This is a genomic window from Amycolatopsis ponsaeliensis (genome assembly GCF_030182635.1).
Taxonomy (GTDB): Bacteria; Actinomycetota; Actinomycetes; order Mycobacteriales; family Pseudonocardiaceae; genus Amycolatopsis; species Amycolatopsis ponsaeliensis.
On record NZ_JAPZLD010000009.1, the window covers coordinates 273,561 to 287,539 of the forward strand.

Consider the following 13,979-nt stretch of genomic DNA (forward strand, 5'->3'; position numbering starts at 1 on the left):
ACCTTACGAAACTTCGTCCCTTCAGGTGATCTCCGTCAACCGCAACCCGCGAGGCGGGTCGCGCGTCCTCCCCGAAGGAGAACCTGGGGGTCGGATGAACAAGAAGCTGGTGGGCTCGGCCGTGGTCGGCGCGGCGGTACTGGCGATCGTGGCGGCGCAGTTCTGGCGCGGCGAAGAAGCTCCGGCGGCCGCACCACCACCGCCGTCGCCGTCGATGCCGACGACCACCACGCTGCCGTACCAGGCGACCTTGGAGGCCTACAACTTCCCCGACGTCGCCGGCGGGCGCGGCTGGTCGATCCAGATCCCGGTCCCGTCGGGCTGGACCGTGACCCACGAGAACGACCGCGCGAGCTACCGCAGCGGTCACCTCCTCCTGGAGACCGACAAGGTGCCGATCACGCAAGAGGACGCGCTGAGCGGGCTCCAAGCCATCGCCGCGAAGGCGCACCAAGACGGCTCGGTCGTCAAGCCCGTGCAGGCCGGTGACATCGGGGACGCGGCGGAATGGGACTACACCTATCTCCGCGACGGCCGCTACCCCGAACGGGTCGCGATCATCGGGCTCGGCGCGGGCGACAGCCTCGTCACGATCCGCTACGAGGCGCCGCCCACCGAGTTCGACTCCAACCGCGGCGTGCTGGACGCCGCGATGAAGGTCAACGCGCCGGGCTGATCAGCTGAACGCCGCCTGGAGCGGGCCGACCGCGAAGTACGCGACGAACGCCAGCGCGATCACCCACATCAGCGGGTGCACCTGGCGGGCCTTGCCGGTCGCCGCGCGGATCACGACGTAGCTGACGAAGCCGGCGCCGATGCCGTTGGCGATCGAGTACGTGAACGGCATGACGACGATGGTCAGGAACGCGGGCAGCGCGATCGAGTAGTCGGTGAAGTCGATGTCGCGCACCTGCGCCATCAGCATCGCGCCGACCACGACCAGCGCCGGCGCGGCCGCCTCGACCGGCACGACCTGGTAGAGCGGCGTCAGGAACATCGCGGCGATGAACAGCACGCCGGTGACGACGTTCGCCAGGCCGGTCCGCGCGCCTTCGGCGATACCGGACGCCGACTCGACGAACACCGTGTTCGAGCTGGCCGAGCCGAACCCGCCGGCCGCGCCCGCGAGGCCCTCGACGAACAGCGCCTTGCCGACGTTGGGCAGCTGACCGTCCTTCGGCAGCAGGTCGGCCTCCTTCGCGAGGCCGGTCATGGTGCCCATCGCGTCGAAGAAGTCGGCCAGGACCAGCGTGAACACCAGCAGGCAGACGGTGATGATCGGCAGCCGCGTCCAGGCACCGAACGAGACGTCACCCACGAGCGAGAGGTTCGGCAGGCCGACGACCTGGTCCGGCAGCGCCGGGTAGCCGAGGTTCCAGCCCTTCGGGTTCGTGCCCTGCGACGGCCCGGCCTTGACGATCGCCTCGACGACGATGGCCAGCACGGTCGAGGACAGCACGCCGATCAGGATCGCGCCCTTGACCTTGCGCACGACCAGGATGCCGGTGATCAGCAGGCCGACGACGAACACCGCGGTCGGCCAGGAGGCGATCGAGCCGTTGATGCCCAAGCCCACCGGGACGGTGGTGTGCGCGGCGTCCGGCAGCCGGCGGACGAACCCGGCGTCGACCAGGCCGATCAGGCAGATGAAGACGCCGATGCCGACCGCGATCGCCGACTTCAGCGACGCGGGCACAGCCCGGAACACCGCGGTCCGGAACCCGGTCAGCACGAGCGCCACGATGATGACGCCCTCGATGACGACCAGGCCCATCGCTTCCGGCCAGGTCATCTGCGGGGCGATGGTGACCGCGACCAGGCTGTTGATGCCGAGGCCGGTCGCGATGGCGAACGGGTAGTTCGCGACGAGCCCCATCAGGATGGTCATGACGCCGGCGACGAGCGCCGTCACCGCGGCGACTTGCGACACCGGCAGGATGCCGCCGAGGAGGTCCTTGTGCGCGCCCGCGTCGTCGGCCGAGAAACTGCCGATGATCAGCGGGTTCAGCACCACGATGTAGGCCATCGTGACGAAGGTGACCAGACCGCCGCGCAGCTCGCGCGGCACGGTCGAACCCCGTTCGCTGATCTTGAAGAACCGGTCCAGTGTGGACGTCCCGGTGCGGGTCGTCTCCTGCTCCGCCATTCGCCTGCCCATTCTGTCGCTGCTGCGGAGTACCCTGCACCTCGTGAGTGATCCGAGCAATCCACCGGAGGTTACGGGCTCGTTGCGGCCCACGCCGGAGCTGCCCAAGAGGCTGACCGACCTGACGCCGGTGGTGATCGTAGGCACTTCGATCTGGGCTGTCGCGCTGGTGGTGCTCTTCTTCACGACTTCGGGGCTGTGGGTGCAGACAGCGCTGTCCGGGTTCGTGCTCGGCTTCATCGGCCTGGCGATCATCGGCTGGCAGCGGGCCGCGGCTCGGCGGGGGTCGAAGTCGGCGCAGCGGCTCTGAGCCCCTGACGCTTACGCCAGCAGTGTCCGCGGTGACGGGTCGTCGAGCAGCGCGGTGATGAGGTGCCGGTCGGGCCAGCGCTCGGCCGCCCAAGCGAATGCGCGCGCCAGGCCTTCGGAAGTGTCGGCCGCGTGCAGGCGGCCGTCGGACCACCACTGGACGTCGTGCTCGGCGCCCTGGATCGAGACGGTCAGCGGGTCGTGCACCAGGACGCCACCCTCGGGCAGGCGGATGCCGAGCTGATCGGCGACGAGCTTCAGCGCGGGCAGCTCGGCCCAAGGCGCGTACTCGCCTTCGCTGGTCACGGTGGCTTGTTCGGTACTGGCGAGCGGAAGGTCGAGCAGGTCCGCGAGGCGCTCCGGCTCCTCGGGCGCGACAACGTACTGATCGGGTTCCAGCGCCCCGGCCACCCACGGGACGTCCAGCACCAGTGCACCGTCCACAACGGACCCGTCGGCGGCTCGGACCCCTTCCGGCGGCCGGGGTTCGAACCCGGACTCGACGACGGCGTCGTAAGCGCGAGTGGTCAGTCCGGTCGAGATCGTCCGATCCGGATCGGCGAGCCGCTTCAGGACGTCCTCGGCTTCGTCCACACTGGACAGTGCCAGGTCGGTGCGCACCCCGGCGGTCTCGAGCAGTTCCTCGCTCAGGCCGAGGTCGGGAACCTCGTCGTAGAGCCCGGCCAGGTCGGCGCCGGGCAGGCGCCACTCGCTCGGGGCAAGCCCGCCGAGCACGGCGTACTGCGCGATCCACCAGGCCGCGTGCCCCCGCGGCGCGCGCAGAGCGGGCAAGGTCTCGGGACGCGCGGCCAGCAGCTTGAGCGCGGCGGGCCAGGCGTCGTCGGCGACGAGGTCGAGGTCCCGGATCGCGACGAGCGTCGACGGCGGTTCCGGCAGCGAGTCCCACCAGGCTTCCTCGTCCGGCAGGTCGTGGTCGGGCTCGTGCGGCTCGTCGTCGGCGACCACCGCGAACGAGTCGAGGATGCCGGCGGCCTTGAGCGTGCCATCCGGCCAGTCTTCGGCGAAGTCCTCGTCGAGGACGTCGAGTGCGCCGTCCTCTTCGAAGACCTCTTCGTCGAAGATGCCGATGAGCGGCGACGCGGGGAGCACGAGTTCGTCGGCGCGTCGCCAGGTGTCGGTGGCAGGCAAGGCGAGGGCGCCGACCCACCGCGGGGCGTCGTCCCCGCAGTCGGCGATCAGCCGGAGGACGGCGCCCGCGAGCGTCGTACCGTCCAATCCGGACCGGACGTCTTCGACACTGCGCTCGACGGCGTCACGCAACTGGTCGGCGTTGAGCAGCTCACGAGCGTCGGCTTGCTTGGCGCCCAAGCGTTCCAGCAACGGGTGCGACGCGGCGGGGTGCACCAGCCGCAGCCCCGGAATGTCCACATCGGACAGAAGTTCGAGCAGTTCGGCCGAACCCTCGACCAGCAGGCACCCCCGCGCTCCGGGCAGCGTCCGGCCGTCGGAGAGCGGAACGGGCAGCCCATCCAGCCGCTCACTCGCGAGCGCGTGAGACTCGACCGCCTTGGCGAGTGCCGCGTAGACGTCGTGCCACCAGCTCGGTTCCCTGGCGACGCCGGTAAGCGTTTCCAGCACCTCTTCGACGCTGATGACCTGCACCGCAACGGCTTTCAGCACACCGGCGGGCGCTACGCCCTTGAGCAGCCCGGGAACGACGTCGGCGATCAGTTCGGACAGACCGGGCACGTCGACGTCGAGGACCTTCGCCTGCCGCCCGGCGACTTCTCCACCGTCCTGAGTGGACAGCCACGGCTCGACACTGAGGTTCGCGAGCACTTCGTCGCGCAGCTTCGCATCCACAGTGGACTTCGGAAAGCCCGGCGTGGGAACGAGCGCGTACCGCCGTTCCGGCGGCAGCAGCCGCACCAGCCGGACGTATTCCTTGGCGGCGTTCTCGAGTGCTTTGTTCAGCTCGGCCCCAGGCAGAGCCCGACGCCGCGAAGGTTCGACGGGCACGGTGGCGAGCAGCCGCGCGGGCAGCGAGAGCCCGTCATCGGTCGGGGTGGGGGCGTGCAGAACATCTTCGTCGAGCGGCTTCGGGACTCCATCGGAGTCGACCGGCACCGCCCAAACGACGTCACCGCGATGAGTGAGCCACCGGGTTTCCCCTTGCGGACCACGGATTTCGACGACGTCTTGGTTTATCGTTCGAGTCCAAACGCGACCGTCCACATCGGCCTCAGCCAGCCACGGCAGAGCGAGGAGAAGGTCCCCGATGTCGTCGCCAAGCTGGTCGAGAAGGGCCCGGCCATCGACGTCATCCCTGAGCGGCAGCCGGACTTCGGTGTCGAATCCGGCGGGGACGTCGGCCGCCACCGGCCAAGGCAGCCGCAGAACGGGAACGTCACCTTCGATGTTCGCGGCAGCGCGTGTTCTCTCGGCTGAGAAGACGACACCACCGCTGGTGGAGACGACGGTGGGAGCGTCGGAAACGGTGCGAACGGCGGCAAAGCCGACACCAAAGCGCCCGACGGTGTCCCCGGTCTTCCCGGACGCCCGCAGCGAGGCGAGGGAAGCCACCCCGCGCGCGTCGAGCGGAGCGCCGGTGTTGGCGAACCTGAGTTCCCGGTCCACAAGGGACACCCGAACCCGCCCAGGCTGCCCGACGGCCATGGCGGCATCGGCGGCATTCTGGGCGAGTTCGACGAAGAGCCGATCCCGATAGGCACCAACGCGCAGATCGTGCTCGACGTTGGTGTCTTCGAGAAGCCGGGTGGGCGAGTCCTGCCAGGCGCGCAGGGTGGAGTCCCGGAGCCGCGCGGTGCCGAAGGGATCGGCCCCGTGCGGCTCAGTGGTGCTGCTCACCGGTGACATCGCCATCGGTGCGGCCGGCCTCTGCTTCATCGGCAACCGGCTCCGAGGTGACCACATTGTCGGTGAGAGCGGCCGCAGGCAGTTCGTCAGCCTGAGCGGGCTCATGGACCGAAGCCTCCACCGCCGCAGGATCGGCAGCCGCATCGGTCACCTCAGCCTGGGTGGGCTCGGCCTCGGCGGGCTCGGCCTCGGCGGGCTCGGGAACATCCGCCGCGGCCTCAACCGCATCAGTCGCGTCGGCTTGAGCGAGCTCAGCCACAGAAGCCTCGACCGGCGCAGCGGCCTCAACCTGGGTGGGCTCCGCATCCGCGGGCTCCGGAACATCAGCTGCGATCTGAGGAGACTCCGGCTCGGTGGCCGCATCAGTTGCTTCGCCCTGGGCCGGCTCGCCATCGATCGCAACCGCCTGCTCGGCATCGGCGACCTGGGGCGCAGCGTTGGTCGCCTCAGCCTGAGTCGGCTCAGCCGCAGCCTCGGCTGCCACCTCGCTCCGCTCGGTCTGCTCGGCATCAGCGACCTGCGGCACGGTGCCAGTCACCTCAGCCTGAGTCGGCTCGGCAACTGCAGGCTCCGCCACGGCAGCAGCCGCCGGCGCAGCAGCTTCGGCTGCTGCCTCGCTCTGCTCCGGCTGAGTCTGCTCGGCATTGGTCACAACCGGCTCGGCCGCCGCAGCCTGCGGCTCGGCAACCACATCGGTCGGCTCAGCCTGGGCCGTCGCCACCGCATCGGTCGCTTCGCCCTCGGTCGTGGCAGGCTCAACCTGCGCCGAGTCGGAATCCACCGGCTCGGCAACCTCGGTATCGGCAGCTGTCACCTCCGCGCCAGCAGTCACCTCAGGCGCCTCGGCTCGCGCCAGCTCCGCCTCGGCAACCACATCGGCCGAGGCCGACTCCGCTGCAATCCGCTCGGTCGCCGCATCGGTCGCTTCACCCTCGGCCGCGACCGTCTCGGCAGCCGCACCGGCCACCTCAACCTGCGCGGCCTCGGGCTCAGCCGCAACCGGCTCAGCAACCGCACCGGCCGCATCGGCCTGTGCCAGCTCCGCCTCGGAAGTCTGCGGCTCGGCAGCAGTACCTGTCACATCAGCCTGTACCGGCTCCGCCTCGGCTGCAACCGGCTCGGCAACCGCACCCTGCTCAACCGTCGGCTCGGCCAGAGCCGACTCCGCCGCAATCCGCTCGGCCGCGACCGGCTCGGCAACCACACTGGCCGCCTCAACCTGCGCCGGCTCGGCCTCAGCTGCCACCGGCTCAGCCGCCGCACTCTGCTCAGCCACCACCGGCTCGGCAGCTGCACCTACCGCATCGGCCCGCACCGACTCGGCCTCAGCCGCCACCGGCTCGGCAACCTCACCCTGCTCAACCGCCGGCTCCGCAACAACCCCAGCCGCCTCGGCGACGGCGGACTCCGGCTCCACCTCCGCCGGCGACACGTCCGCCTCCGCGATCGCCGTCTCCGGCTCGGCCGCCGCCGTCTCCACCACTTCCGCCGGAGCGGGCGTGAAGTCCAACAGCGAGTCGTCGTAGACCAACTCCGCCACCGGGACCGACGAGGTCACCTCGACCTCGACCTCCGAGTGCGCTCCGCACCCGTACTCCACGTCCACCACGTGGCCGTCCGCCGGGGCGATGTCGTTGCTGCACACCCCGAACACTCCGCGCAACGAGCCCGCCAACTGCACGAAGAACCCGCACGTCCCGCACACATCTGGCGCGCTGCGGGCCATGTCCGATCGTGGCCCGAACTCGCCGCCGTGCCAGCGGGAGGCCGCCTCCGTGCGGCCGAACCTGGACAGCACGTGCACCCGCCCCAGGCCCGCGTCGCGGGAGATCTCCTCCACCGCCGGGTCGTCCGACTGCAAGTACGCCGGGACCAGGCGGGGGTCGTTCTCGTCCGTCGGGAAGATGTCGCCGACGCCGAGGTCGCCCGCGCGGACCCGGCGCTCCCACGGCACCCACGCCGGGGCGATCAAGGCCGAAGGCCCGGGCACCAGCACGACCTCGCTGACCGTCACCGGCTCGTCGTCGCCCGCCAAGGCGACCGTCACGCACCAGCGCCAACCGCGATAACCCGGGACCTGGGCCTCGAACAGGTGACTCGCCGTGACCGCGTCCTCACGCGAAACACCCACGTGGGTGCCGATCTGCTCCTCGGGCGTTTCGTCGAGCACTGCCGCGCGCGCGAACTCCACCGCATCGGCGAGCTTGCGCTGCACGGAACCGTCATCGAGGGTCAGCAGCAGCGTCATGCGGCCAATTGTGCCGCACGCATCCTCGGCGCCCGTGCCAGGCTGTTCATGTGCGCACGCCGATCATCACCACGCTGCTGGTGGCCGCCGCGCTCGGCGGCTGCGCCAGTGCCCCCGGCCAGGAGACGAACCCGGAACAGCTGACCGTCCAGGTGGTCTCGACCTTGCCGCACGACCCCGCCGCCTTCACCGAAGGCTTCGAGTTCGCCGGCGGCACTCTCTACGAAAGCACCGGCCTCGCCGGGCAGTCGACGCTCACCGCGGGCCCGGCCGGCGGACCGCCCACGACCACCGCCACGCTCCCCTCGCCGCTCTTCGGCGAGGGCGTCACCGTCCTCGGGCCGACGCTGTGGCAGCTCACCTGGCAGGACGGCTTCGCCATCGAACGCGACGCCAAAACCCTCGTCGAGCTGCGCCGGGTCAAATACGACGGCGAAGGCTGGGGGCTCTGCCACCAGGCCGACGGACGGCTCGTCATGAGCAACGGCTCGTCCCGGCTGACCTTCCGCGACCCGAAGACCTTCGCCGTCACCGGCGGCGTCGACGTCGGGCGCGACCAGCTCAACGAACTCGAGTGCGTGGGCGGCGACGTCTACGCAAACGTTTGGCACACCGACACCATCCTGCGGGTCGACGCCGCCACCGGACACGTCACCGGCATGATCGACGCAGGTCAGCTGCGCGCGCAGCTGAACACAACCGGCACCGAGGACGTGCTCAACGGTATCGCCGCCGTGCCGGGCACCGACGAATTCCTCCTCACCGGCAAGCAGTGGCAGGTCACGTTCCGGGTGAGGTTCGTCCCGAAGAACGACTGAAGCACGGATGAGCAGGCGGAACCGACCCCCGGTAAGGCAGGATTGAGACGTGGCACTCTTCGGCTCCCGCTCCGACGGCTCCGGCTCGCAGCCGCGCGGCCGCAAGTCGAAGCGACGCTGGACGCCGGAGCCGGGCACCTCGCAGGCCAAGCCGTGGCGGGAGGCCGTCGCCCCCAGCCGGGCGGAGCACACCCGCGTCGAGCACCGGAGCGCGCCGCCGCCCACCCGCGTCGAACGGCCCGTCCCGCCGCCGCCTCCGCCACCCGCGCGTGGCGGTTACTACGGCGACGCCGCGCCGCACGAGGCCCCGACCACCGCCGCGCCGATGGGGCACCGGTCACCGCCGCCGCGCGGCGCCCGGCCCTACGACCCGAACCGCACCGAGCCGGTCCGCCGCGAGCAGCCCGGGTTTTACCAGGGCGAACGCCGTCCCGGCAGCGGTGAGTACGAGCACTACGACACCGGTGGCTACGCGGGCGAGCCGCGGCCGCCCGAGGCGGAGCCCCTGCCGCCGCGGGAAGAGCCGCACACCCCGGGTGGCACGCCGAAGCTGCCGAAGAAGATCACCGTCACGCGGGTCGCGGCGATGCGCAGCCGGCAGCTGACCGGCCAGGCTGTCGGCGCCTTCCAGCGCGCGACGAAGGCCGACGGCGCCGAAAAGTCGGGCCTCACCTCGCTGACCTACGCCGTGATGCTGAACTACGCCAGCGACGCGGCGATGGCGATCGCGCTGGCCAACACCCTGTTCTTCGCCGCGACCAGCGGCGAGAGCAAGGGCAAGGTCGCGCTCTACCTGCTGATCACGATCGCGCCGTTCGCGCTGGTCGCGCCGGTGATCGGCCCCGCGCTCGACAAGGTGCAGCGGGGCCGGCGGCTCGCGATGTGCGCGTCTTCGGTCGGCCAGGGGCTGATGGCCGTCGTGATGGCGCTGCACTTCGACGACTGGCTGCTCTACCCGGCCGCGCTCGGGATGATGGTGCTCTCGAAGTCGTTCACCGTGCTCAAGGCCGCGGTGACGCCCCGGGTGCTGCCGTCGGAGATCACGCTCTCCAAGACCAACGCCCGGCTGACGACGTTCGGCCTCGTCGCCGCGGGCGCGTTCGGCGCGCTGGCCAGCGGCATCAACGCGATCTCCGGCGCGGCGGGCGCGCTCTGGTTCACCGCGCTGATCTGCGTCGCCGCCGCCGTGCAGTCGATGCGGATCCCGGCCTGGGTCGAGGCGACCGAGGGCGAGGTGCCGACGTCTCTGCTGGCGCACCCGACGGAGAAGAAGCGGCGCCAGCCGATGGGGCGCCACATCGTCGTCGCGCTGTGGGGCAACGGCTCGGTGCGCGTGCTCACCGGCTTCCTGATGATGTTCGCCGCGTTCGCGGTGAAGGCCCAGACCGAAGGCAGCGGGCAGACGCCGTTCATGCAGCTGCTGCTGCTCGGCGTGATCGGCGCCGCCGCGGGCGCCGGCGGGTTCCTCGGCAATGCGCTGGGCTCGCGGCTGCACTTCGGCAGCCCGGACCAGGTGATCGTCGGGTGTGTGGCGGGCTGCGTGCTGGCCGCGCTGGTCGCGACGATCCTGCCCGGCCTGGCCACGGCCGCGATCGTCGGCCTGGTCGGCGCGACGGCCAGCGCGCTGGCCAAGATCAGCCTCGACGCCGTGATCCAGGAGGACCTGCCCGAGGAGTCGCGCGCGTCGGCGTTCGGCCGCTCGGAGACCGTGCTGCAGCTGGCCTGGTGCTTCGGTGGCGCGATCGGCCTGCTGCTGCCGCCGACGTACTGGATCGGCTTCATGGTCATCACGATCCTGCTGGCGGTCGGGACGACCCAGACGTACCTGGTGCGCCGCGGCGGCTCGCTCGTGCCGGGGCTCGGCGGCGACCGGCCGCTGCGCCCCGAGCCGACCGGCAGCTTCCCGGCCCAGGGCCTGCCCAGGGACCCGTCGGCCCGCCGGTAGGCTCCGGCACATGCGACGTTCCCGGGTGGTGGCCCTGCTTGCGGCCGGTGGGTTCGCGGTGGCCGGCTGCTCGGCGCCCGGCCCGGCCGAGGTCACCTTCTATGCCGACGGCCACACGATCAACACGACGCCGGTGCTGTCGTGCGACTACTCCCAGCAGCTCGCGCAGCCGTGCAGCGCGAAGGGTGACACGCAGACGCTGAAGGTCCGCCCGGGCAAGCCCGTGCAGATCTCGGTGCCCGGCGAGGTCGCGGACGCGCCGTGGCAGATCGTCTACGAGTACGTCACCCCGCAGGGCGAGTTCAAGCAGAGCGACCCGATCCCGTTCACGTCGCTGGACCGCTACGCCTACACCGTCACCCCGCCGACGCCCGCCGACCGCATCTCGGCGGTCGACGTGCAGAAGTACACCGCCGTGCTGAACTCCAGCACCGGTGAGTCGGGCCTGCTGCCCAGCGACGTGTGGGGTCTCCGGCTCGAGGCCTAGGGGTCGATGTCCCGGGCCACCGCGCGCATGATCTCGCCGATCTGCTTGGTGTGCTTGCGATCCGGGTAGCGGTTGCGCCGCAGGTCCGGCTGCACCTTCAGCTCGAGGAGCTTGATCATGTCCTCGATCAGGCCGTGCAGCTCCTCCGCGGGGCGGCGGCGCGCCTCGGCGACGGACGGCGGTGGGTCGAGCAGCCGGACGGAGAGCGCCTGCGGACCGCGGCGGCCGTCGGCGACGCCGAACTCGAGCCGCTGCCCGGCCTTGAGCCCCTCGACGCCCTGCGGCAGCGCGGCCTTGCGGATGTAGACGTCGGCGCCACCATCGTCCTGCGTGACGAAGCCGAACCCCTTCTCCACGTCGTACCACTTGACCTTGCCGGTCGGCACTTCCCTCACCAATCCTTCTGCTGTCCCGCTCACGACGAACGCGCCCGGTGGGCGTACCCAGGGCGCGCTCCTGAAAGGGTATCTCGCCACATGCCCTGGGGAGAAGTCGATACCGGCGGATACCCTCTGCTTCATGACGACCGCGACGAAGGAGGCCACCGTGGCCGCCCCCGGCAAACCGTTTCTGATGCGGATCGGCATCGGCCTGTTCGCCCTCGGCATGCTCGCCGTGCTGACGGTGTTCATCATGTTCGCCGCCGGTCTGGAGAACCTGCCGATCTGGCTGTCCGTCGGCGCCGGCGTCGTCACCCCGCTGGGCCTGCTGCTCGGCCTGCTCGCGCTGGTCTTCGAGGCCAGGGCCAAGAAAGCAGACTAGGGCACCGCGCTCCCCGCGAAGGTCCGCTCGAACCAGTCCGGGAACTCCGTCAGCGAGTCGAACACCACTTCGGCGCCTTCGCTCAGCAAGAGCGCGCGGTCGCACGGGCCCGTCGTGACGCCGACCGGGATCGCGCTCGCGGCGAGCGCACCCCGGATGTCGCCGGCGTGATCTCCGACATACACGCGCGCGTCGTGCGCCAAGAGCGCCTCCGCCTTCCGCGTCGACCACAGTTCGCCGACGACCTCGTCGACGTCCAGGCCGAGCGCGTCCACGTGCAGCTGCGCGTTGGGCCCGTACTTGCCGGTGACGACGAGCGTGCGCCCACCCGCCGCGCGGACCGCGCGCAGCGACTCGACCGCGCCCGGCAGGGCCACGGTGCTCGGCACGACCATGTCCGGGTACAGCGCGCGGAACCGGTCGACGAGACCCGGGATGCGTTCCTCGGGTGCCTCGAAGCCGCGCAGGATGTCGTCGAGGGGCGGGCCGAGGTTGGCCGCGAACGCGTCGCCGTCCAGCGGCAGGCCGGATTCGGCGCCGAGCGCGTTCATCGCCGCGGCCATGCCCGGCCGCGCGTCGATCAGTGTCATGTCGAGGTCGAACCCCACCGTGATGCCCACACCAGCACCGTAGCCGGGACCACCGACAGATTTACACGTCAACCGATCATGTACAGCGCCTTGACAGCAGAGACATCTGTGTCAAGGTGAAGGTGTGACCAGCTTCACTGACCGGACGAAGGCGTCCCTCCGGGAAGCCTTGCTCGAGGCCGCCGCGGACCTGCTGCCGGAAGGCGGTTACGCGGGGCTGCGGATGGCCGACGTCGCGGCGCGGGCCGGGGTGAGCAGGCAGACGGTCTACAACGAGTTCGGCAACAAGGCGGCGCTGACCCAGGCGGTGGCGCTGCGCACCGCGTCGGAGTTCCTCGACGGGATCCGGCAGCGGTTCGAGACGGCGGACGGGCTCCTGGCCGGCATCCACCACGCCGTCGTCTACACGATCGAGCACGCGCGGGAGAACCGCCTGGTCGCGGCGGCGCTCGGCACCGAAGCCGGCGAAGACCTGCTGCCGCTGCTCACGACCAGGGGCGAGCCGATCCTCACCGCGGCCGCCGCCCTCGCCGCCGAGCAGTACCGGGCGTTCGAACCTGGGCTGTCGGCGGAGGCGGCCGCCCTGCTCGCGGAGACCGTGGTGCGGCTTTCCCTGTCGCACCTGGTGCTCTCCACGCACTCGGCGACCGAAGCCGCCGACTCCGTCACCGCCGTACTGGCCCCCGCCATCCGCCAATTCGTCCACAATGGAGTGACACGATGACCGACACCCTCTCGGAACTGCGCACCGGTTTCTCCTCGCTGCGCAAGGGCGGCCTGAACTGGGACTCGTTCCCGCTGCGCCTGTTCGCCAAGGGGAACAAGAAGTTCTGGAACCCGGCCGACATCGACTTCAGCCGCGAACGCGAAGGCTGGGACACGCTCAACGACGAGCAGAAACGAAGCACGACGTACCTCGTCGCCCAGTTCATCGCCGGCGAAGAGGCCGTCACCGAAGACATCCAGCCGTTCATGCGGGCGATGTCGGCGACCGGCCGCTTCGGCGACGAGATGTACCTGACGCAGTTCTGCTTCGAGGAAGCCAAGCACACGGAAGTGTTCCGGCGCTGGATGGACGCGGTCGGGCTGACGCAGGACCTCCACCCGTTCGTCGCGGAGAACCCGCACTACCGCAAGCTGTTCTACGAGGAACTACCGCAGTCGCTGCGGGCACTGGAGGACGATCCGAGCCCGCTCAACCAGATCCGCGCGAGCGTGACGTACAACCACGTGATCGAGGGCAGCCTCGCGCTGACGGGCTACTACTCGTGGCAGCTGATCTGCACGCAGCAGAACATCCTGCCGGGCATGCAGGAACTGGTCCGCCGCATCGGCGACGACGAGCGCCGTCACATGGCCTGGGGGACGTTCACGTGCCGCCGCCACGTCGCGGCGGACGACTCGCTGTGGGACGCGGTCCAGCAGCGGATGGGCGAGCTGCTGCCGCACGCGCTCAGCATGATCCAGTGGGTGCAGGACCAGTTCGAGGAAGTGCCGTTCGACAACGACCCGGAGGAGATCATCCAGTACGCGGCGGACCGGGCCCAGCGCCGCTTGGGCGCGATCGAGTCGGCGCGCGGGATGCCGGTGGAGCAGATCGACCTGGATTACTCGCCCGAGCACCTCGAGGACACCTTCGGCGAAGAAGACGCGAAGGCGATCGCGGAGGCGGCCGCGGCGGTCGGCTGACGCTTTGCCATGAGGGGCACCTTCATGGCGTTAAAGGGCTCTTCGTATTGATGTGTGGGTGGTCATCGGCCTGGTAGTTCGGGTCGGTGGCCGCCCAGGGAGAGCATGGCCAGTGCCATGAGGGATTCGGGTGTGCGGAACCCGAAC

13 protein-coding genes are annotated in these 13,979 nt (G+C 70.5%); 8 read left to right on the top strand and 5 right to left on the bottom strand.

Annotated elements, in window-relative coordinates; genetic code table 11:
• Positions 1-94: 94 nt before the first annotated feature.
• Entirely contained in the window at positions 95-676 is a 582-nt protein-coding gene (locus QQ657_RS16435) for a hypothetical protein (protein ID WP_284743004.1), read from the top strand.
• On the opposite strand, the gene QQ657_RS16440 is transcribed toward QQ657_RS16435, so the two are convergent.
• A complete protein-coding gene (locus tag QQ657_RS16440; protein WP_284743026.1) occupies positions 677-2,146 on the bottom strand; it encodes an NCS2 family permease in 1,470 nt (489 codons plus the stop codon). It abuts the gene before it with no gap.
• Between the two features lie 82 nt (positions 2,147-2,228).
• Between QQ657_RS16440 and QQ657_RS16445 the strand changes: the two genes are divergently transcribed.
• Positions 2,229-2,456: a DUF2530 domain-containing protein gene (locus QQ657_RS16445; protein WP_284743027.1), complete on the top strand. Its 228-nt coding sequence runs from the start codon at positions 2,229-2,231 to the stop codon at positions 2,454-2,456.
• Between the two features lie 11 nt (positions 2,457-2,467).
• Here the strand turns inward: QQ657_RS16445 and QQ657_RS16450 are convergent, their stop codons facing one another.
• Together QQ657_RS16450 and QQ657_RS56960 are read right to left on the bottom strand one after the other, a co-directional pair.
• Positions 2,468-5,293: a sacsin N-terminal ATP-binding-like domain-containing protein gene (locus QQ657_RS16450; RefSeq protein WP_434056743.1), complete on the bottom strand. Its 2,826-nt coding sequence runs from the start codon at positions 5,291-5,293 to the stop codon at positions 2,468-2,470.
• On the bottom strand, positions 5,268-7,541 hold the full coding sequence (locus QQ657_RS56960; RefSeq protein ID WP_434056742.1) for a DUF3027 domain-containing protein: 2,274 nt from the start codon (positions 7,539-7,541) through the stop codon (positions 5,268-5,270). The genes QQ657_RS16450 and QQ657_RS56960 overlap by 26 nt, the downstream gene beginning before the upstream one ends.
• A 50-nt stretch (positions 7,542-7,591) precedes the next feature.
• On the opposite strand from QQ657_RS56960, the gene QQ657_RS16465 reads away from it, so the two are divergent.
• The 3 genes from QQ657_RS16465 to QQ657_RS16475 are packed head-to-tail and all read left to right on the top strand — an operon-like array spanning position 7,592 to position 10,791.
• Positions 7,592-8,359 carry a glutaminyl-peptide cyclotransferase gene (locus QQ657_RS16465; RefSeq protein ID WP_284743007.1) on the top strand — a complete coding sequence of 256 codons (768 nt, stop codon included), beginning with the start codon at positions 7,592-7,594 and terminating at the stop codon, positions 8,357-8,359.
• A 49-nt stretch (positions 8,360-8,408) separates the two neighbouring features.
• Positions 8,409-10,304, top strand: coding sequence for an MFS transporter (locus QQ657_RS16470; protein WP_284743008.1), 1,896 nt, complete (start codon positions 8,409-8,411; stop codon positions 10,302-10,304).
• Between the two features lie 10 nt (positions 10,305-10,314).
• Positions 10,315-10,791, top strand: coding sequence for a DUF2771 family protein (locus tag QQ657_RS16475; protein ID WP_284743009.1), 477 nt, complete (start codon positions 10,315-10,317; stop codon positions 10,789-10,791).
• Here QQ657_RS16475 and QQ657_RS16480 read toward each other — a convergent pair.
• Positions 10,788-11,177, bottom strand: a complete 390-nt coding sequence (locus QQ657_RS16480) for a cold-shock protein (protein WP_284743028.1) — start codon at positions 11,175-11,177, stop codon at positions 10,788-10,790. The genes QQ657_RS16475 and QQ657_RS16480 overlap by 4 nt on opposite strands.
• A gap of 133 nt (positions 11,178-11,310) precedes the next feature.
• Here QQ657_RS16480 and QQ657_RS16485 point away from each other — a divergent pair, with 133 nt between their 5' ends.
• Positions 11,311-11,553 carry a hypothetical protein gene (locus tag QQ657_RS16485; protein WP_284743010.1) on the top strand — a complete coding sequence of 81 codons (243 nt, stop codon included), beginning with the start codon at positions 11,311-11,313 and terminating at the stop codon, positions 11,551-11,553.
• On the opposite strand, the gene QQ657_RS16490 is transcribed toward QQ657_RS16485, so the two are convergent.
• Entirely contained in the window at positions 11,550-12,173 is a 624-nt protein-coding gene (locus QQ657_RS16490; RefSeq protein ID WP_284743011.1) for an HAD family hydrolase, read from the bottom strand. The two genes, QQ657_RS16485 and QQ657_RS16490, sit on opposite strands and share 4 nt — an antisense overlap.
• Before the next feature lie 94 nt (positions 12,174-12,267).
• Between QQ657_RS16490 and QQ657_RS16495 the strand changes: the two genes are divergently transcribed.
• Both QQ657_RS16495 and QQ657_RS16500 read left to right on the top strand, forming a co-directional pair.
• Entirely contained in the window at positions 12,268-12,867 is a 600-nt protein-coding gene (locus QQ657_RS16495) for a TetR/AcrR family transcriptional regulator (protein WP_284743012.1), read from the top strand.
• The gene (locus QQ657_RS16500) at positions 12,864-13,832 is read left to right on the top strand and encodes a R2-like ligand-binding oxidase (RefSeq protein WP_284743013.1); all 969 of its coding nucleotides are present in this window, start codon (positions 12,864-12,866) and stop codon (positions 13,830-13,832) included. The genes QQ657_RS16495 and QQ657_RS16500 overlap by 4 nt, the downstream gene beginning before the upstream one ends.
• The last annotated feature ends 147 nt before the right edge of the window (positions 13,833-13,979 follow it).

Bases quoted from the DNA above. Each gene is read 5' to 3' on its own strand.
- QQ657_RS16435 (WP_284743004.1), top strand. From the start codon at position 95: ATGAACAAGAAGCTGGTGGGCTCGGCCGTGGTCGGCGCGGCGGTACTG.
- QQ657_RS16440 (WP_284743026.1), bottom strand. From the start codon at position 2,146: ATGGCGGAGCAGGAGACGACCCGCACCGGGACGTCCACACTGGACCGG.
- QQ657_RS16450 (WP_434056743.1), bottom strand. From the start codon at position 5,293: ATGTCACCGGTGAGCAGCACCACTGAGCCGCACGGGGCCGATCCCTTC.
- QQ657_RS56960 (WP_434056742.1), bottom strand. From the start codon at position 7,541: ATGACGCTGCTGCTGACCCTCGATGACGGTTCCGTGCAGCGCAAGCTC.
- QQ657_RS16475 (WP_284743009.1), top strand. From the start codon at position 10,315: ATGCGACGTTCCCGGGTGGTGGCCCTGCTTGCGGCCGGTGGGTTCGCG.
- QQ657_RS16485 (WP_284743010.1), top strand. From the start codon at position 11,311: ATGACGACCGCGACGAAGGAGGCCACCGTGGCCGCCCCCGGCAAACCG.
- QQ657_RS16500 (WP_284743013.1), top strand. From the start codon at position 12,864: ATGACCGACACCCTCTCGGAACTGCGCACCGGTTTCTCCTCGCTGCGC.